Here is a 15266-nt window from a genome sequence, read left to right as displayed (position 1 = left end):
AGTCGGGGTGCCGATGAGAAGCACGTTTTAGCGCATAGGTAAACGTTGAACCCTGGCGCTCAGAGCAAGCCATGTGCCTGTAGAACACCCACCTGCAGCCTGCCCCGGCCAAGCTCAACATTAAGCTGATCGCCAACACTCAAGTCTAACGCATTTTTCACGATATCCCCGCTTTCCTTGCGGACGATGGCGTAGCCGCGATCCAGTATGTTGCGGGGACTCAAGGCTTGCAGCGTCTGCGTTGCGGCGTCCAGCCGCTGCCGCCTGCGCTCGATCTGGCGGACGGCGGCATCGGCCAGTTGCTGCTGCCTGCGGTCGAGCTGGCCGCGCAAGCCGTCCAGCCGGGGCTGGGCATGTGCCAGGCGCACCCGCGCGGCCGCCAGCCGGGCGGCATGACGCTCATGAGGATGGGCGGCCGCCCGTGCCAGCCTGCCCTTCAAGGCCTGCAGGCGCTCGTTCTGCTGGCGCAGACGCTGTTGCGGCGACACCAGCAATGCGACCGCCCGGTCCAGGCGCAAGGCGCAGCGCTCCAGAAGGCGGCGCTGCTGGGCGGCCAGCGTCGCGCTCAGGCCGCCCAGCTGCTTGACGCAATTGTCCCGGCTGCGGCAGCAAAGCTCCGCCGCCGCCGTGGGCGTGGGCGCGCGCAGGTCGGCCACGAAATCGGCAATCGTGAAATCGGTCTCGTGCCCCACTCCGCTGATGACGGGAATGGCGCTGCGGGCGATGGTGCGCGCCAGCGCCTCGTCGTTGAAGCTCCAAAGGTCTTCCAGGCTGCCGCCGCCCCGAACCAGAAGAATGGTATCGACCTCGCGCCGCGCGATGGCCTGCTCCAGGGCCTGATTCAACTTTCCGGCGGCATCCAGCCCCTGCACCGCTGCGGGATAAATCACGACGGATACATGGGGTGCGCGCCTGGCCAGCGCCGACAACACGTCGCGCAGGGCCGCCGCCGCCAGGGAAGTGACCACGCCCACCGCCCCCGGCATGGGATTGATGTCGCGCTTGCGGCCCGGATCGAAGAGCCCTTCCGCGGCAAGCTTCTCCTTGAGCGCCAGAAACGCCTCGTGCAGATCGCCGCGCCCCGCGCGGCGCATGCTTTCGACCTGCAATTGATAATCGCCGCGCGGTTCGTACAGCGTCACATTGACCCGGAACTCGAACTTTTCGCCCGGCCTGGGCACGAAACCCACCGCCTGTGCACGCCCCCGGAACATGATGGCCCGCACGGCGGCGCCCTCGTCCTTCACGGAGAAATACCAATGGCCCGATGCGGCCTGGGTAAAGTTGGATATCTCGCCGCGCACCCAGATGCGCGAAAAATTGCCTTCCAGCAGCGCGCCCACCCTGCGGTTGAGCTGGCTTACCGTCCATACCCCGTCGCTTGCCGCGAACGCCCCATTCGACTGCATGACCACCTTCCTTTAGTGATTTCTTTCCACAGAGAAAATCATCCTGTCAAATCGATGAAATATCAACCCAATTCAAGCCACAGATCAAACACCGCTTTAAAACAGCACCCTAACTTATTGATAAATATATAGATAATGAATATTAGGCCCTTGAGCGCAAATTAGCCACTGAACCTCGAGAGCCGGTAAATAGCGCATGTCGGAGAACTTGTACACAGAATTATCCACAGTTTCTGTGGATACCCTCGCGAAAGCCATGCTCCATGCCGATTTCCGCACAATTATGAAGGTATGGTTACGTTTGCGGGGCGCGGCCGGCCGCAGCGCCGACCATCAGCCATTCTTGGTGGAACACCACACCGAACCGCCCGCCATTGCGTGCGATCCGGTTCCACTCATGCGCTCAAAGCCCGCGGGCGGCATTTTCCGGTGAACGATTATAGTGTCGGCGAAGTCCCTCGAAATTGTAGAATGCGAACTTGGTTAAACAACCTTCCTGCGAGTGGAGAAGACAGTGCTCGAACTCATTCATGCCGCCGGGTGGCCCATATGGCTGCTGATCGCCACGTCCGTTCTCGGCCTGGCACTGATCATAGAGCGCTTCCTGTCGCTGCGCGCCGGACTGGTTTTCCCGTCGCGCCTGCCCGGGCAGGTGCTGGAGCTGCTGAGGCAAAAAAACGATAAGCCCGAAGCCATCGTCCGCCTGGCCGGCAATTCGCCCCTGGGCCGGGTGCTGGCCGAAGTCCTCATGAACCGCGACGAATCCGCCGCCTACCGCATGGCGGCCATCGAGGACGTCGGCAAGGACGTGGCCCACCGCCTGAACCGCTATCTGCCCGCCCTGGCCACCATTGCGGTCGTCGCGCCGCTGATGGGCCTGTTCGGCACCGTGGTCGGCATGATAGAGATCTTCGCCTCGTACACACCGGCGGGGGGCGATCCGGCCCTGTTGGCCCGGGGCATTTCCATTGCCTTGTACAACACGGGCTTCGGCATCATCATCGCCATCCCCGCCCTGATCTTTCACCGCTACTTCCGCTCCAAGGTGGATCACTTCCTGCACCGCATGGAACGCGAGGCTGGCGCGCTCAATCGCATGATAGACCGGGGAGCCGGGCAATGAATTTCCGCAGCCGGCAGGCCGGCGACGAGCCGGAAATCAACCTGATCCCGCTGATCGACGTGCTGCTGGTCATCCTGATCTTTCTCGCCGCCACGACCTCGTTCACCCGTTTCAACCAGATGAAGCTTGCCCTGCCCGAAGCGCGGGCCGACGCGCTGGACGCGGACGCCCTGAACGTGGCGGTGAGCCAGGAAGGCATCTATGCGCTGAATGGCCAGCTGCTGTCCGGCGGCACCGCGGAGGACATCGCGCAGGCGCTGGCCGCCGCGGCCGGCGGCCGCAAGGACGCGGTGCTGGTCATCAACGCCGACGCCCAGTCCACGCATGAATCGGTCGTGCGCGTCATGGAGGCGGCCCGTCTGGCCGGACTCGAGCGCGTCAATTTCGCCACACAGAGCCCGCGTTGAAAGCGCCCGCCCTCCTCGAGAGCGTCCTGCACGGCGCCTGGCGCAGAAAAGGCCTGTTCAGCACGCTGATGCTGCCGTTGTCCTGGGTGGTGCGAGCCGCCGTCGCGCGCAAGCGCCTGCGCTATGAAAAACACCCGGAACGGATCTACCACTGCCCGCTGCCCGTGGCGGTGGTCGGCAACCTCTATGTCGGAGGCACCGGCAAGACGCCGGTCACCATCGCCCTGGCGCAGGCATTGCGGGACCGCGGCTGGCACCCGGGCATCATCAGCCGCGGCTACGGAGCCGACGTCGGCGAACGGGCCCGATCCGGCCGCGGCACACTGGACCCGGCCCGCTATGGCGACGAGCCCGCCCTGATCGCCCAGCTTACGCAAGCGCCGGTCGCCGTGCATCCCAACCGCGCCCTGGCCGTGAAGCGGCTGCGGCGCGACTACCCCGAGGTCGACGTCATCATCGCGGATGACGGTTTGCAGCACCTGGCGCTGGGCCGCGACCTCGAAATCGCGGTGCAGGACGGCCGAGGCATCGGCAACGGGCGCGTGCTGCCCGCCGGGCCGCTGCGCGAACCGGCCAGCCGGCTGAAATACGTGGACTTCCTGATTACCAACCTGTCCGCCGGCCAATCCGGCCCCGCTGCCGTCGACAGCCCCGCCCGTCAACTGACCATGAGCCTCGTCCCCGCCAAGGCGGTGCACCTGGCCACGGGCCTCGCGCTGGACTGGGCGTCCTGGCTGAGGGAATACGGAGATGGACGGGTCAGCGCGGTGGCCGCCATCGGCCAGCCCCAGCGCTTTTTTTCCATGCTGCGGGCCGGCGGCCTGGACTTGGCCCACGCGGTCGCCCTGCCCGACCACCACGCCTACGGCACTTCGCCATTCTCCGCGCTGCCTGCCCACCCCATCCTCGTGACCGCCAAGGACGCGGTCAAGTGCATGCGCTTCAACGACGACAGGCTGTGGTCGGTGCATGTGTCGCCCGTTTTTTCCGACCCGGAATGGATCGACCTGGCCAATGACATGCTGCGCATGATCGCCCGCCACAAGAAGGCCGTGGCCGAGCAGGCTCCCAGGGATTAAACTCTGTCTTTATTCATTTCGATTTCTGGAGCCGTGCATGGAATCCCGCCTGCTTGAAATTCTGGTCTGCCCCTTGTGCAAAGGTTCTTTGCGCCATGACCGCGAACAGCAGGAACTGATCTGCCGGGCGGACAAGCTGGCCTTCCCCATCCGCGACGGTATTCCCGTCATGCTGGAAAGTGAAGCGCGCGAACTGCCCGCCGAGCCCGCCAGGAACACACCTCCCGCCAGCACCCAAGCGAACGCATGAGCTTCATTGCCGTCATTCCGGCGCGCGCGGCCTCGACACGCCTGCCCGGCAAGCCCTTGCTCGATATCGGCGGCCAGCCCATGGTGATACGCACCGCCGCCCAGGCGGCCCGTTCGCAGGCCAGCCGCGTGGTGGTGGCCACCGACGACGCGCTCATAAGACAGACCGTGCTGGAGCACGGCTTCGAAGCCCTGCTGACCCGCGCCGACCACGCCACCGGCACCGACCGGCTGGCCGAAGTCGCCGGCCAGCTGGGGCTGGCGCCTGAAGCCATCGTGGTCAATGTGCAGGGCGACGAGCCGCTGATCGACCCCGAACAGATCAACCAGGTTGCCCGCTTGCTGGACGAGGCGCCCGACGCCGCCATCGCCACCTGCGCCACCCCCATCCGTGACGCGGACACGTTGTTCAACCCCAGCGCGGTCAAAGTCGTTTGCGCGCTGAACGGACGGGCGCTGTATTTTTCGCGCGCCCCCGTTCCCTGGGCCCGCGATGCCCTGGCCGACGGCTCCCGCGAGCTGGCGTCCGGCCTGCCCGCCTTGCATCACATTGGCCTGTATGCCTATCGCGCGGGATTTCTGGCTCGATTTCCGGATCTGCCCGTCGGTCCGCTCGAATCGTTCGAATCGCTCGAGCAGCTGCGCGCCCTGGAGAATGGTTTTTCAATTGCCGTCCGTGTCACCGAAGGCCATCCGGCCATGGGAGTGGACACTCAGGAGGACCTGGACCGGGTACGCGAGATCGTCATAAATAGGTTATAAATCGACTTCGAATTCGCTGATTCCGGCTCCATGGCGTGCAGAAATTGCTGCATTGCGGCATAATCGGAAAAAGTTAGAAAAACACAAAACTCCAGGAGGAATTCATGCGACTGATTCTGCTCGGCCCACCCGGCGCCGGTAAAGGAACCCAGGCGGCATTCATCACCGAAAAATTCGGCATCCCCCAGATTTCCACCGGCGACATGTTGCGCGCCGCGGTCAAGGCCCAGACACCGCTGGGCCTTGAGGCCAAGAAGATCATGGACAGCGGCGGCCTGGTCTCCGACGACATCATCATCGGCCTGGTGCAGGATCGCCTGAAGCAGGCCGATTGCAAGGACGGCTACCTTTTCGATGGCTTCCCGCGCACCATTCCGCAGGCGGACGCCCTGAAAGACGCAAGGATCCCGCTGGACTTCGTGGTGGAAATCGTCGTGCCCGAAGAGAACATCATCGAGCGCATGAGCGGACGCAGGGTGCATCCGGCCAGCGGGCGCAGCTATCACACCAAGTTCAATCCTCCCCGTACGCCGGACCAGGACGACGTGACCGGCGAACCGCTGGTGCAGCGCGACGACGACCGCGAAGAAACGGTAAAACACCGCCTGTCGGTGTACCGCGACCAGACGCGCCCCCTGGTGGACTACTACTCCAGCTGGGCGGAATCCGGCGCCCCCGATGCGCCTGCCTACCGCCAGTTGTCGGGGCTGGGCTCGGTCGACGAAATAAAAGAACGCGTATTCCAGGCGCTCGAGGCCTGAAAGTGAGCTGTACGGCAGGCCTCGCGTTCCCTTCTCGAAGCCTGCCGCCATCCCAGGCCGATTCCTTCCCCTAGAGATCGATCACCGGCCCTACTTAGAGACAGACATGGAAATCAAGAACAAGGTGTTCATCGTTACCGGTGGCGCGTCCGGCCTGGGCGCGGGCACCGCCCGCATGCTGGTGTCCGAGGGCGCGAAAGTCGTCCTGGCCGATGTGCAGGACGAGGCCGGCGAACAGCTGGCGCAAGAACTCGGACAGACCTATGTGCATTGCGACGTCACCCGGGAAGCCGACGGCCAGGCCGCCGTGGCCGCCGCCCTGAAGGCCGGCGCACTGTTCGGCCTGATCAATTGCGCCGGTGTCGCCCCCGCTTCGCGGACAGTCGGCAAGAACGGCCCGCACGCCCTGGACCTGTTCCAGAAAGTGGTCATGATCAATCTGGTCGGCACCTTCAATATGTCGCGGCTCGCCGCGGCGGCCATGAGCGAGAATACGCCCGAACCCACGGGCGAGCGCGGCGTGCTGATCAACACCGCCTCGGTCGCCGCCTACGACGGCCAGATCGGACAGGCCGCCTATGCGGCCTCGAAGGCGGGCGTGGTCGGCATGACCTTGCCCATTGCCCGTGACCTGTCCAAGACGGGCATACGCTGCGTGACCATCGCCCCTGGCATTTTCGGCACGCCCATGATCTTCGGCATGCCTCAGGAGGTGCAGGACTCGCTGGCCGCCAGCATTCCCTTCCCGGCGCGCCTGGGACGGCCCGAAGACTATGCCAAGCTGGTGAACAGCATCATCACGAACGAAATGCTCAACGGCGAAACCATACGTCTGGACGGCGCCATCCGCATGGGTCCGAGATAGCCGGCCGATGCCATGAGCCTGCTCAAGTCGGCCGCCACCGTCAGCAGCTTTACTCTGCTCTCCCGCATAACGGGCCTGGCGCGCGACGTGCTGATCGCCGGCGCCTTCGGCGCCGGAGCGCTGACCGACGCCTTCTGGGTCGCCTTTCGCATCCCCAACCTGTTGCGCCGGCTGTTCGCCGAGGGCGCTTTCTCCCAGGCCTTCGTACCCATATTGGGGCAGGCGCGCAACACGCGCAGCGCCGAGGAAGTGCGAGTGCTGCTCGATCGGGTCGCCCTGCTGCTCACGGCCGCGCTGGCCCTGGTCACGCTGGCCGGCATCGCCGGCGCGCCATGGGTGGTCACCGCCATGGCCAGCGGCATGCGGACGGCCGAGCGGCAAACCGAGTTCGAAGCCGCCGTCTGGATGACGCGCCTGATGTTTCCCTACATCGTCTGCATGTCGCTGGTCGCCTTCGCCTCGGGCGTGCTGAACACCTGGAGCCGTTTTGCCATACCGGCGTTCACGCCGGTGCTGCTGAACCTGGCCATGATAGGCGCCAGCCTGTTCCTGGTGGCCTATTTCGACACCCCCATCTACGCCCTGGCCGCCGGCGTGATGCTGGGCGGCCTGGCGCAACTGCTGGTGCAGTGGTTTGCGCTGGCCAGGCTGGGTCTGCTTCCGCGCTATTCGGCGCGCATCGGCCAGGCCTGGAACGATCCCACCGTAAAGCGCATCCTGCGCCAGATGCTGCCCGCCATCGTGGGCGTTTCCGTGGCGCAGCTGTCTTTGCTGATCAATACCAATATCGCCACCTGGCTGCGCCCCGGCAGCGTTACCTGGCTGTCGTTCGCGGACCGCCTGATGGAATTCCCCACCGCGCTGCTGGGCGTGGCGCTGGGCACCGTGCTGCTGCCCAGTTTGTCGGCCGCGCATGCGCGCCAGGACCATTCGGGCTACAGCGCCCTGCTGGACTGGGGCTTGCGCCTGGTCCTGCTGCTGGGCTTGCCCGCCGCGCTGGGGATGGCGCTGCTGTCCGACGGGCTGGTCGCCACGCTTTTCAACTACGGCGCCTTCGGCGGCCCGGATGTCGCCCAGACCCGCCTGGCCGTGATGGCGTATTCCGTGGGCCTGATCGGCCTGCTGGCGATAAAGATCCTGGCGCCCGGCTTCTATGCCAAGCAGGACATCCGCACGCCGGTAAGAATCGCCATCTTCGTGCTCGTCCTGACCCAGTGCTTCAATCTGGTGCTGGTGCCGTACTTCGCCCATGCGGGGCTCGCCCTGTCCATCGGGCTCGGAGCCAGCGTGAACGCGCTGTGCCTGGTCGTTTTGTTACAACGCCGCAAGCTCTATCGGCCCAGGCCCGGATGGCTGAAATTCGCCCTGCGCATGCTGCCTGCGCTGCTGGCCATGTCCGCTGTGCTGGGATGGGCCGGGCAGGCGCTGGACTGGGTTGCCCTGGGCGCACGGCCGGGCATGCGCATACTGTGGCTGGGCGGGGTTTTGCTGGGCAGCATGGCGGTCTATTTCGGCATGCTCGCCGTGTTCGGTTTCCGGCCATCCGACTTTACACGCCGTGGCAAGTAATATAGAATAGCTGTCTTTGCCGAATAAACCATACAGATACACGGATAGACACCCAAATGGCCAATACCGCCCAAGCCCGCAAGCGCGCCCGTCAATCGGTTGAGCGCAACAAGCACAATTCCAGCCTGCGCTCCATGCTTCGCACCTCGATCAAACGCGTGCGCCAAGCCATCGAAGCCGGCGACAAAGCAGCCGCTACTGAAGTTTTCCAGAAAACCACTAGCATCATCGATCGCGTTGCCGACAAGAACATCATCCACAAAAACAAGGCTGCTCGCCATAAAAGCCGCCTTGCCGCAGCAGTTAAAGCACTAGCCTGATTACTGCGATGGTTTAAGGCAAAGAATACCGGCAGGCACAGGCCGCCGCGCAAAACGGGACGCAACAGCGTCCCGTTTTTTTTGTCCTGAGGTATAGTTCGGTCTGCATCCCGCACCCTATAACCAGGAAGAGACCGAGACATCAATGAGTTCACAGAAACCCGCCCTGCTGCAGCTTCTGCCCTTTCCATTTCCCCACACCCAGGAGCGCCTGGCCAAGCACTTCGACGTCATCGAACTTTGGAAGGCTCCCGACGCGCAGGCCGTCATCGATGCAAGAAAAGACGAGATTGTCGTGCTGGTCACCAGCGCCATGACGCCTACCCGCGCCGACCTGATCGACCAGTTGCCCAGGCTCCGGGCAATCTGCAGCCAGGGCGTGGGCTACGATGCCATCGACGTAAAGCATGCCCAGCAAAAAGGCATACAGGTCAGCAACACACCCGACGTCCTGAATGACTGCGTGGCGGATCTCGCCTTCGGCCTGCTGCTGGCCACCGCGCGCAAGCTCGGCCAGGCCGAGCGCTATGTCCGGGCCAGCCTATGGGGCAGCGACGTCGCGTTCCCGCTGGGCAGCAAAGTCAGCCACAAGAAGCTGGGCATCGTCGGACTGGGGCGCATAGGCATGGCCATTGCCCAGCGCGCCACCGGCTTCGACATGGAAGTCCGCTACCACAACCGGCGCCAGCGCGATGACGTCCAGCTGGGCTACGAGCCATCCCTGAAGGAGCTGGCGGCCTGGTCCGACTTCCTGATCATTGCCACAGTGGGCGGCGCTTCGACACGGAAGCTGATCGACCGGGAAATACTGCGGGCGCTCGGTCCCCAGGGGGTCATCATCAACATCTCGCGCGGCTCGGTCATCGACGAACAGGCCATGGTCGAGGCGCTGGTCAGCGGCGAACTGGGCGGAGCGGGCCTGGACGTCTACGAGGCGGAACCCACCGTGCCCGACGCGCTGAAGACGCTGGACAATGTGGTGATCCTGCCCCACATCGCCAGCGCCACCAATGAAACGCGGCTGGACATGTTGAATCTGGTGCTGGACAACGTAGACGCCTACGCCACTACAGGCAAGCTGATTACCCCGGTGCCGGCCCTGTAAGCCCGGCCCAACGGGCCGGCAAGGCAGTGCCTTAAGGGCTTCCTTGAGGGCCTGGCTGCCGGCCCATAAAAAAACCGCCTTTTCAGGGGCGGCGAAGGGTTGGCGTTTCCTGCTCGCTGGTCCGCAATTTATTGTCGGCGGCAAAATCGCACACGAACTTCCAGGCCAGGGGCTCCAGCTGGCGCAGACGCTGGTCGACCACGACGCAGCGCACGCCATCGAGCACGACGGGGACGACATAAGGGGAATAGGTGAGATGGCCGCCGGTGGAGCCGGCCGGCCGGAACTGCGACATCACGCCCGCCAGGCGCTCGGCCCAATCGCTGGGCCGGAATCGCTGGCCATCGAGCGTAAGGCCGTGAATAACAAGTTGCTGTACAAGATGGGTCATAGACTTCCGCGGACAAATCGTCGCCCTTTCAGGCATACCAAGCATTCCCTGCGCCGCGAATTGTATATGATAGCTTCCCCGGCGGCCCGCTCGCCCGTCACGGCGCCCGGGTTTCCGCGCCGGCAGGCTGTTTCCAGACGGCCGCTTACTTTGCCGACGGCCACCCGACAAGGTAAGATGGCTCTTTTACACAAGGCTTACTATGTCCGACGCCACACCACAAACTGGCCCATTACGGCATTTTCTGCAATTTCGCGACTTATCCAAAACCGAAATCCAGTATGTGCTGGATCGCGCCCGGCTCATCAAGAATAAATTCAAGCGCTACGAGCCCCACCACACCTTGCACGACCGGAACCTGGCCATGGTCTTTGAAAAGGCCAGCACGCGCACGCGCGTTTCGTTCGAGGCGGGGATGTACCAGCTTGGCGGTTCGGTCATACATCTTACCACCGGCGACTCGCAGCTGGGCCGCTCCGAACCCATCGAAGACACCGCCCGCGTGATCTCCCGCATGGTGGATCTGGTCATGATCCGCACTTTCGAGCAGACACGCATCGAACGCTTCGCCGCGCACTCGCGCGTGCCCGTCATCAATGGACTGACCAACGAATACCATCCCTGCCAGATCCTGGCCGATATCTTCACCTTTATAGAGCACCAGGGCCCCATAGCGGGCAAAACGGTGGCCTGGATAGGGGATGCCAACAACATGGCCTATACGTGGCTCCAGGCGGCTGAAATGCTCGATTTCCGCCTGCATGTATCCGGGCCCGCCGGGTATCAGCTGGATCCCGAGCGCATAGGCCAGCCGGCCGCCGGCATTTTGCGCGAGTTCTCCGATCCCATGCAGGCCTGCCAGGGCGCGCATCTGGTCACCACCGACGTCTGGACCAGCATGGGCTACGAAGCTGAAAACGAAGAGCGGCGCAAGGCGTTCGCCGATTGGCGCGTCGATGCCGAAATGATGGCGGCCGCCGACCCCGACGCCCTCTTCATGCATTGCCTGCCCGCCCATCGCGGCGAGGAAGTCACCGGCGACGTCATCGACGGCCCGCAAAGCGTCGTCTGGGACGAAGCGGAAAACCGCCTGCATGTGCAAAAGGCATTGATGGAGTTCCTGCTGCTGGGACAGCTGTCCGCCTAGCCAGCCGCCGCCGAGCAATCCAGAAGCCGTTTCCTGCCTGAAGCAGGAAACGGCTTTTTTCATCCCGGCTTGCATAAAGCCGCTTGCCTCCTTGCTGTCCTGCTCCCGCCCCGGCCTTCGGCCGGTATTAGGGCAAGTCCCGCCTTGCGCCATTTATTTATGTATGTAAAATTATTTGCACACACAGGAAATTTATCGAATGCAAAAACCTTCTTGGATCATCAGTGAATCGGATGTCGCGGGCTATTCCCCAGCCAACCATAGCGGCACCGTCAACCGGCGGCTGATCAGCCGGGATACGGTGGGCGCCCGGCACGTGGAAGTGCTGCTCGGCACCATAGAAAAGAACCAGGGCGCCCTCCCCCATGCCCATCCGGGCATCGAACAGATCTGCTATCTGCTGTCGGGTTCGGCCGTCGTCGAGGTGGAGGGCGAACGCGGCGAAATGCAGGCCGGCGACTGCTGCTACTTCCCGCCCGACAAGCGGCATGTATTCACCGTCACCAGCGATGAGCCCGCCCGGCTGCTGGTCATCTATTCACCGCCTTACGAAGAAGACCCATCACGGGTCATACGCTGACCAACCTTCAATACAACATGGCCGGATCGATACCGGACCAAAGGAGACAAGCATGAAGACAATCAACAGACAGGGGCGTTTTTCCACCCTGGCCGGCACAGCCCCGCACAAAAAGCTGATTGCCGGCGCACTGCTGGGCCTGGCCGCTTTCAGCACAACGGCCATGGCGGCCTACCCCGAAAAACCCATCAGCCTGATCGTGCCGTTCCCGGCCGGGTCGGGCACCGACGCCGTGGGGCGGATCTTCGCCGAGGAACTGAGCACACTGCTGGGCCAGCCCGTCATCGTCGAAAACAAGCCCGGGGCCAATGCCACCATCGCGGCCAACTATGTCGCCAAGGCCAAGCCGGACGGCTACACGCTTTTCGTCACCACCAACACGTCCCACTCGGCCGCTCCGTGGCTGATGAAAAACGTCAGCTACGATCCGATCAAGGACTTCACGCCCATCGCGCGCGGCGGCAACCTGCCCTTCCTGCTGGTCACCAATCCCAGCCGGCCCTATAAGACCGTGCAAGAGCTCATGAAATACGCCAAGAGCAATCCCGACACGGTCACCTATGCTTCCGGCAACAGCACCGGCATCGTCGCGGGCGCCACCTTCGGCGTACAGGCCGGCCTGAAACTGCTTCACGTGCCCTACAAAGGCACGCCGCAAGCCCTGACCGACCTGGTCGGCGGGCAGGTCGATTTCATGTTCACCGATTTCACGTCCGGCATGCCTTTCGTGAAGTCGGGCCGCCTGCACGCCATGGCCGTATCCACGGCCAAGCGCAGCGAACTGGTGCCCGACCTGCCGTCCATGGAAGAAGCCGGCATGCCCGACTTCGACATCAACTCCTGGAACGGCTATTTCGGACCCGCGGGCATGCCGCCCGACGTGGTCAAAATATTGAATACCGCCATCAACAAGATCGTCAGCACCCCTGCAACCAAGGCTCGTCTCGCACAATTGGGCTTCGATGCCTTCAGCGGCACGCCCGAGGAATTCGCCGCCTTCGTCAAAGACCAATACGCCCTTTGGGGAAAATGGATCAAGGCAGCGGGAATCGCCCAGCAATGACGGAGAAGCGCGCATGTACCGGCCCCCTGGATGGCATCCGGATACTCGACCTGAGCTCGGTGGTGATGGGGCCCTACGCCACGCAGATTCTCGGCGATCTGGGCGCCGACGTCATCAAGGTGGAATCACCCTCGGGCGACAACATGCGCGCGGTCGGGCCCATGCGCAATCCCGGCATGGGCGCCATCTACCTGCACTTGAACCGCAACAAGCGTTCGGCCGCCCTAGACCTGAAAACGGCCGACGGCCGGGAGGCCTGTCTGGAGCTGGCCAGGACCGCCGACGTCCTGCTCTACAACACCCGCCCCCAGGCCATGGCCCGCCTTGGCCTGGACTATGACGCCGTAGCCCAAGCCAACCCCCGCATTGTCTACGTGGGGGCTTATGGCTTCGGCAATCGCGGGCCCTATGCGGGCAAGCCCGCCTACGACGACCTGATCCAGGGAATGACCGGCATCCCCGCGCTCTATCAATTGAACTCCGGAGATGTCCCGCGCTACGCGCCGCTGACGCTCGCCGACCGCGCCGTCGGCATGCACGTGGCCATCGCCATGCTCGCGGGCGTCCTGCGCGCGCGCGCTTCGGGCCAGGGCCAGGCTATCGAAATACCCATGTTCGAGGCCATGGCCCAACTGGTGCTGGGCGACCACCTGGGCGGCCAGACCTTTGAGCCGCCGGCGGGGCCCACCGGCTACGCCCGCCTGCTCGTCCATCATCGCCGGCCCTATGCCACCGCCAATGGCTACATCAGCGTCCTGATCTACAACGACAAGCATTGGTCGCGCTTCTTCCAGCTGATAGGCCGGCCGGATTTGCAGGCCGACCCGCGCTTCATCACCCACACGGCAAGAGCCCGGCACATCGACGAAGCATATAGCCTGGTGGCCGGCATTCTTGCGGACAACACTAGCGAATACTGGCTGCAGGCCTTGGGCAAGGCCGACATACCGGCGGCGCCGCTCTACAGCGTGGACGATCTCATCGACGACCCGCATTTGCGGCAGGTGGATATGCTGCAGCCACTGCAGCACCCCTCGGAAGGCGCCATGCGCACCCCGGCGCCCGTAGGGAGCTATTCCAAGACCCCCTTGAGTATACGGCGCCATGCGCCGCGCCTGGGAGAACACACTCAGGAAATCCTGCACGAGGCAGGCCTGCGCCAGGAGCTCGTCGACAGCGTCCTCAAGCAGACCGGCATACAGACAAAACAGCAGGACGAGGAAACACCATGAGCTTCGTATTATCGGATGAACACAAGGCGCTGCTCGAAGGCGTCGAAAGCCTGTGCAGCCATTACACCGACGACTACTGGCTGGAGCGCGACCGCGACGGGCAATACCCCCATGATTTCCATCGCGATCTGGCGCAGGCGGGATGGCTGGGCATCGCCATGCCGGAGGAATACGGCGGATCGGGCCTGGGCATGTCGGAAGCCGCGCTGATGATGCAGGCCATTTCCCGCTCCGGCGCGGGCTTCTCGGGCGCTTCGGCTGTCCACATGAACATCTTCGGACTGAATCCCGTGGTGGTTTTCGGCACGCCCGAACAGCGGGCGCGCGCACTGCCGCCCCTGATCAAAGGCGAACAGAAAGCCTGCTTCGCGGTCACCGAGCCCGATGCCGGCCTGGATACGACCAAGCTTTCCACCCGCGCGCTGCGCGAGGGCGACAGCTATATCGTGCATGGCCGAAAAATATGGATATCGACCGCCCAGGTGGCCGACAAGATGCTGCTTCTGGCACGCACCACGCCCTTGTCCGAGGTGAAGAAGCCGACCCAGGGCCTGTCGCTGTTCTACACCGACCTGGACCGCGCAAAAGTGGAAGTGCGGGAAATCGAAAAAATGGGCAGGAAGTCGGTCGATTCCAATATGCTGTTCATCGACGGCCTGCGCATTCCCGTCGAAGACCGCATCGGCGAGGAAGGCAAGGGCTTCGAATACATCCTGCACGGCTTGAATCCGGAACGCATACTGATCGCATCCGAGGCCGTCGGGCTGGGCCGCTGCGCGCTGGCCCACGCCGCCGAATACGCCAAAGAGCGTATTGTCTTCGGCCGCGCCATCGGCCAGAACCAGGGCATACAGCATCCGCTGGCGCAGGCATGGATGCAGCTGGAAGCGGCCGATCTCATGGTCAAGAAAGCCGCCTATCTCTACGACAGCGACATGCCCTGCGGCGAGTTCGCCAATACCGCCAAATACCTGGCCGGGGAAGCCGCTTTCAATGCCTGCCAGACCGCCGTGCTGACGCTGGGCGGCATGGGCTATGCCAAGGAATACCATGTGGAACGCTATCTGCGCGAAAGCTTCATTCCCCGCATCGCGCCCGTCAGTCCGCAGCTGATCATGTGCTTCATCGCGGAAAAGGTGCTGGGCCTGCCCAAATCCTACTGACCGGGCCTGGCCCCGGGGCCGACTCCGGATGAAGGCTAGCC

General features: G+C 63.6%; 17 protein-coding genes. 15 read left to right on the top strand and 2 right to left on the bottom strand.

Annotation, left to right across the window (positions count from 1 at the left end; all coding sequences use genetic code 11):
• Nucleotides 1-59: 59 nt before the first annotated feature.
• On the bottom strand, nt 60-1409 hold the full coding sequence (xseA, locus tag OEG81_RS07615; protein ID WP_264132115.1) for an exodeoxyribonuclease VII large subunit: 1350 nt from the start codon (nt 1407-1409) through the stop codon (nt 60-62).
• 514 nt (nt 1410-1923) lie between these two features.
• On the opposite strand from xseA, the gene OEG81_RS07610 reads away from it, so the two are divergent.
• From OEG81_RS07610 to OEG81_RS07565, 10 genes are all read left to right on the top strand, one after another.
• The gene (locus tag OEG81_RS07610) at nt 1924-2532 is read left to right on the top strand and encodes a MotA/TolQ/ExbB proton channel family protein (protein ID WP_264132114.1); all 609 of its coding nucleotides are present in this window, start codon (nt 1924-1926) and stop codon (nt 2530-2532) included.
• On the top strand, nt 2529-2939 hold the full coding sequence (locus OEG81_RS07605; RefSeq protein ID WP_264132112.1) for an ExbD/TolR family protein: 411 nt from the start codon (nt 2529-2531) through the stop codon (nt 2937-2939). The genes OEG81_RS07610 and OEG81_RS07605 overlap by 4 nt, the downstream gene beginning before the upstream one ends.
• The gene (lpxK, locus tag OEG81_RS07600; RefSeq protein ID WP_264132111.1) at nt 2936-4018 is read left to right on the top strand and encodes a tetraacyldisaccharide 4'-kinase; all 1083 of its coding nucleotides are present in this window, start codon (nt 2936-2938) and stop codon (nt 4016-4018) included. The genes OEG81_RS07605 and lpxK overlap by 4 nt, the downstream gene beginning before the upstream one ends.
• A 37-nt stretch (nt 4019-4055) precedes the next feature.
• The gene (locus OEG81_RS07595; RefSeq protein ID WP_264132110.1) at nt 4056-4268 is read left to right on the top strand and encodes a Trm112 family protein; all 213 of its coding nucleotides are present in this window, start codon (nt 4056-4058) and stop codon (nt 4266-4268) included.
• Complete coding sequence (kdsB, locus tag OEG81_RS07590) at nt 4265-5029, top strand: 3-deoxy-manno-octulosonate cytidylyltransferase (protein ID WP_264132109.1); 765 nt, start codon at nt 4265-4267, stop codon at nt 5027-5029. The genes OEG81_RS07595 and kdsB overlap by 4 nt, the downstream gene beginning before the upstream one ends.
• 104 nt (nt 5030-5133) lie before the next feature.
• On the top strand, nt 5134-5790 hold the full coding sequence (gene adk, locus OEG81_RS07585; RefSeq protein ID WP_264132108.1) for an adenylate kinase: 657 nt from the start codon (nt 5134-5136) through the stop codon (nt 5788-5790).
• 106 nt (nt 5791-5896) lie between these two features.
• Nucleotides 5897-6655: a 3-hydroxyacyl-CoA dehydrogenase gene (locus OEG81_RS07580; protein ID WP_264132107.1), complete on the top strand. Its 759-nt coding sequence runs from the start codon at nt 5897-5899 to the stop codon at nt 6653-6655.
• A 12-nt stretch (nt 6656-6667) separates the two neighbouring features.
• A complete protein-coding gene (gene murJ, locus OEG81_RS07575) occupies nt 6668-8224 on the top strand; it encodes a murein biosynthesis integral membrane protein MurJ (protein ID WP_264132106.1) in 1557 nt (518 codons plus the stop codon).
• 56 nt (nt 8225-8280) lie between these two features.
• The gene (gene rpsT / locus OEG81_RS07570; protein ID WP_264132104.1) at nt 8281-8544 is read left to right on the top strand and encodes a 30S ribosomal protein S20; all 264 of its coding nucleotides are present in this window, start codon (nt 8281-8283) and stop codon (nt 8542-8544) included.
• 145 nt (nt 8545-8689) lie between these two features.
• A complete protein-coding gene (locus OEG81_RS07565; protein WP_264132103.1) occupies nt 8690-9649 on the top strand; it encodes a 2-hydroxyacid dehydrogenase in 960 nt (319 codons plus the stop codon).
• A gap of 82 nt (nt 9650-9731) precedes the next feature.
• On the opposite strand, the gene OEG81_RS07560 is transcribed toward OEG81_RS07565, so the two are convergent.
• On the bottom strand, nt 9732-10040 hold the full coding sequence (locus tag OEG81_RS07560; protein WP_264132102.1) for a DUF3579 domain-containing protein: 309 nt from the start codon (nt 10038-10040) through the stop codon (nt 9732-9734).
• 202 nt (nt 10041-10242) lie between these two features.
• Between OEG81_RS07560 and argF the strand changes: the two genes are divergently transcribed.
• The 5 genes from argF (at nt 10243) to OEG81_RS07535 (ending at nt 15225) form a co-directional block, all read left to right on the top strand.
• Nucleotides 10243-11187, top strand: a complete 945-nt coding sequence (gene argF / locus OEG81_RS07555; RefSeq protein WP_264132101.1) for an ornithine carbamoyltransferase — start codon at nt 10243-10245, stop codon at nt 11185-11187.
• Nucleotides 11188-11386: 199 nt separating this feature from the next.
• Nucleotides 11387-11767: a cupin domain-containing protein gene (locus tag OEG81_RS07550; RefSeq protein ID WP_264132100.1), complete on the top strand. Its 381-nt coding sequence runs from the start codon at nt 11387-11389 to the stop codon at nt 11765-11767.
• Nucleotides 11768-11930: 163 nt separating this feature from the next.
• Nucleotides 11931-12830 (top strand): Bug family tripartite tricarboxylate transporter substrate binding protein, encoded by a 900-nt coding sequence (locus tag OEG81_RS07545; protein ID WP_264132520.1) that lies wholly within the window; start codon nt 11931-11933, stop codon nt 12828-12830.
• On the top strand, nt 12827-14062 hold the full coding sequence (locus OEG81_RS07540; protein WP_264132099.1) for a CaiB/BaiF CoA transferase family protein: 1236 nt from the start codon (nt 12827-12829) through the stop codon (nt 14060-14062). The genes OEG81_RS07545 and OEG81_RS07540 overlap by 4 nt, the downstream gene beginning before the upstream one ends.
• On the top strand, nt 14059-15225 hold the full coding sequence (locus OEG81_RS07535) for an acyl-CoA dehydrogenase family protein (protein WP_264132098.1): 1167 nt from the start codon (nt 14059-14061) through the stop codon (nt 15223-15225). The genes OEG81_RS07540 and OEG81_RS07535 overlap by 4 nt, the downstream gene beginning before the upstream one ends.
• Nucleotides 15226-15266 lie beyond the last annotated feature (41 nt).

The sequence above is a fragment of the Pollutimonas sp. M17 genome (assembly GCF_025836975.1).
In the GTDB taxonomy this organism is placed as follows: domain Bacteria; phylum Pseudomonadota; class Gammaproteobacteria; order Burkholderiales; family Burkholderiaceae_B.
This window is presented reverse-complemented; position numbering and strand designations above follow the sequence as displayed.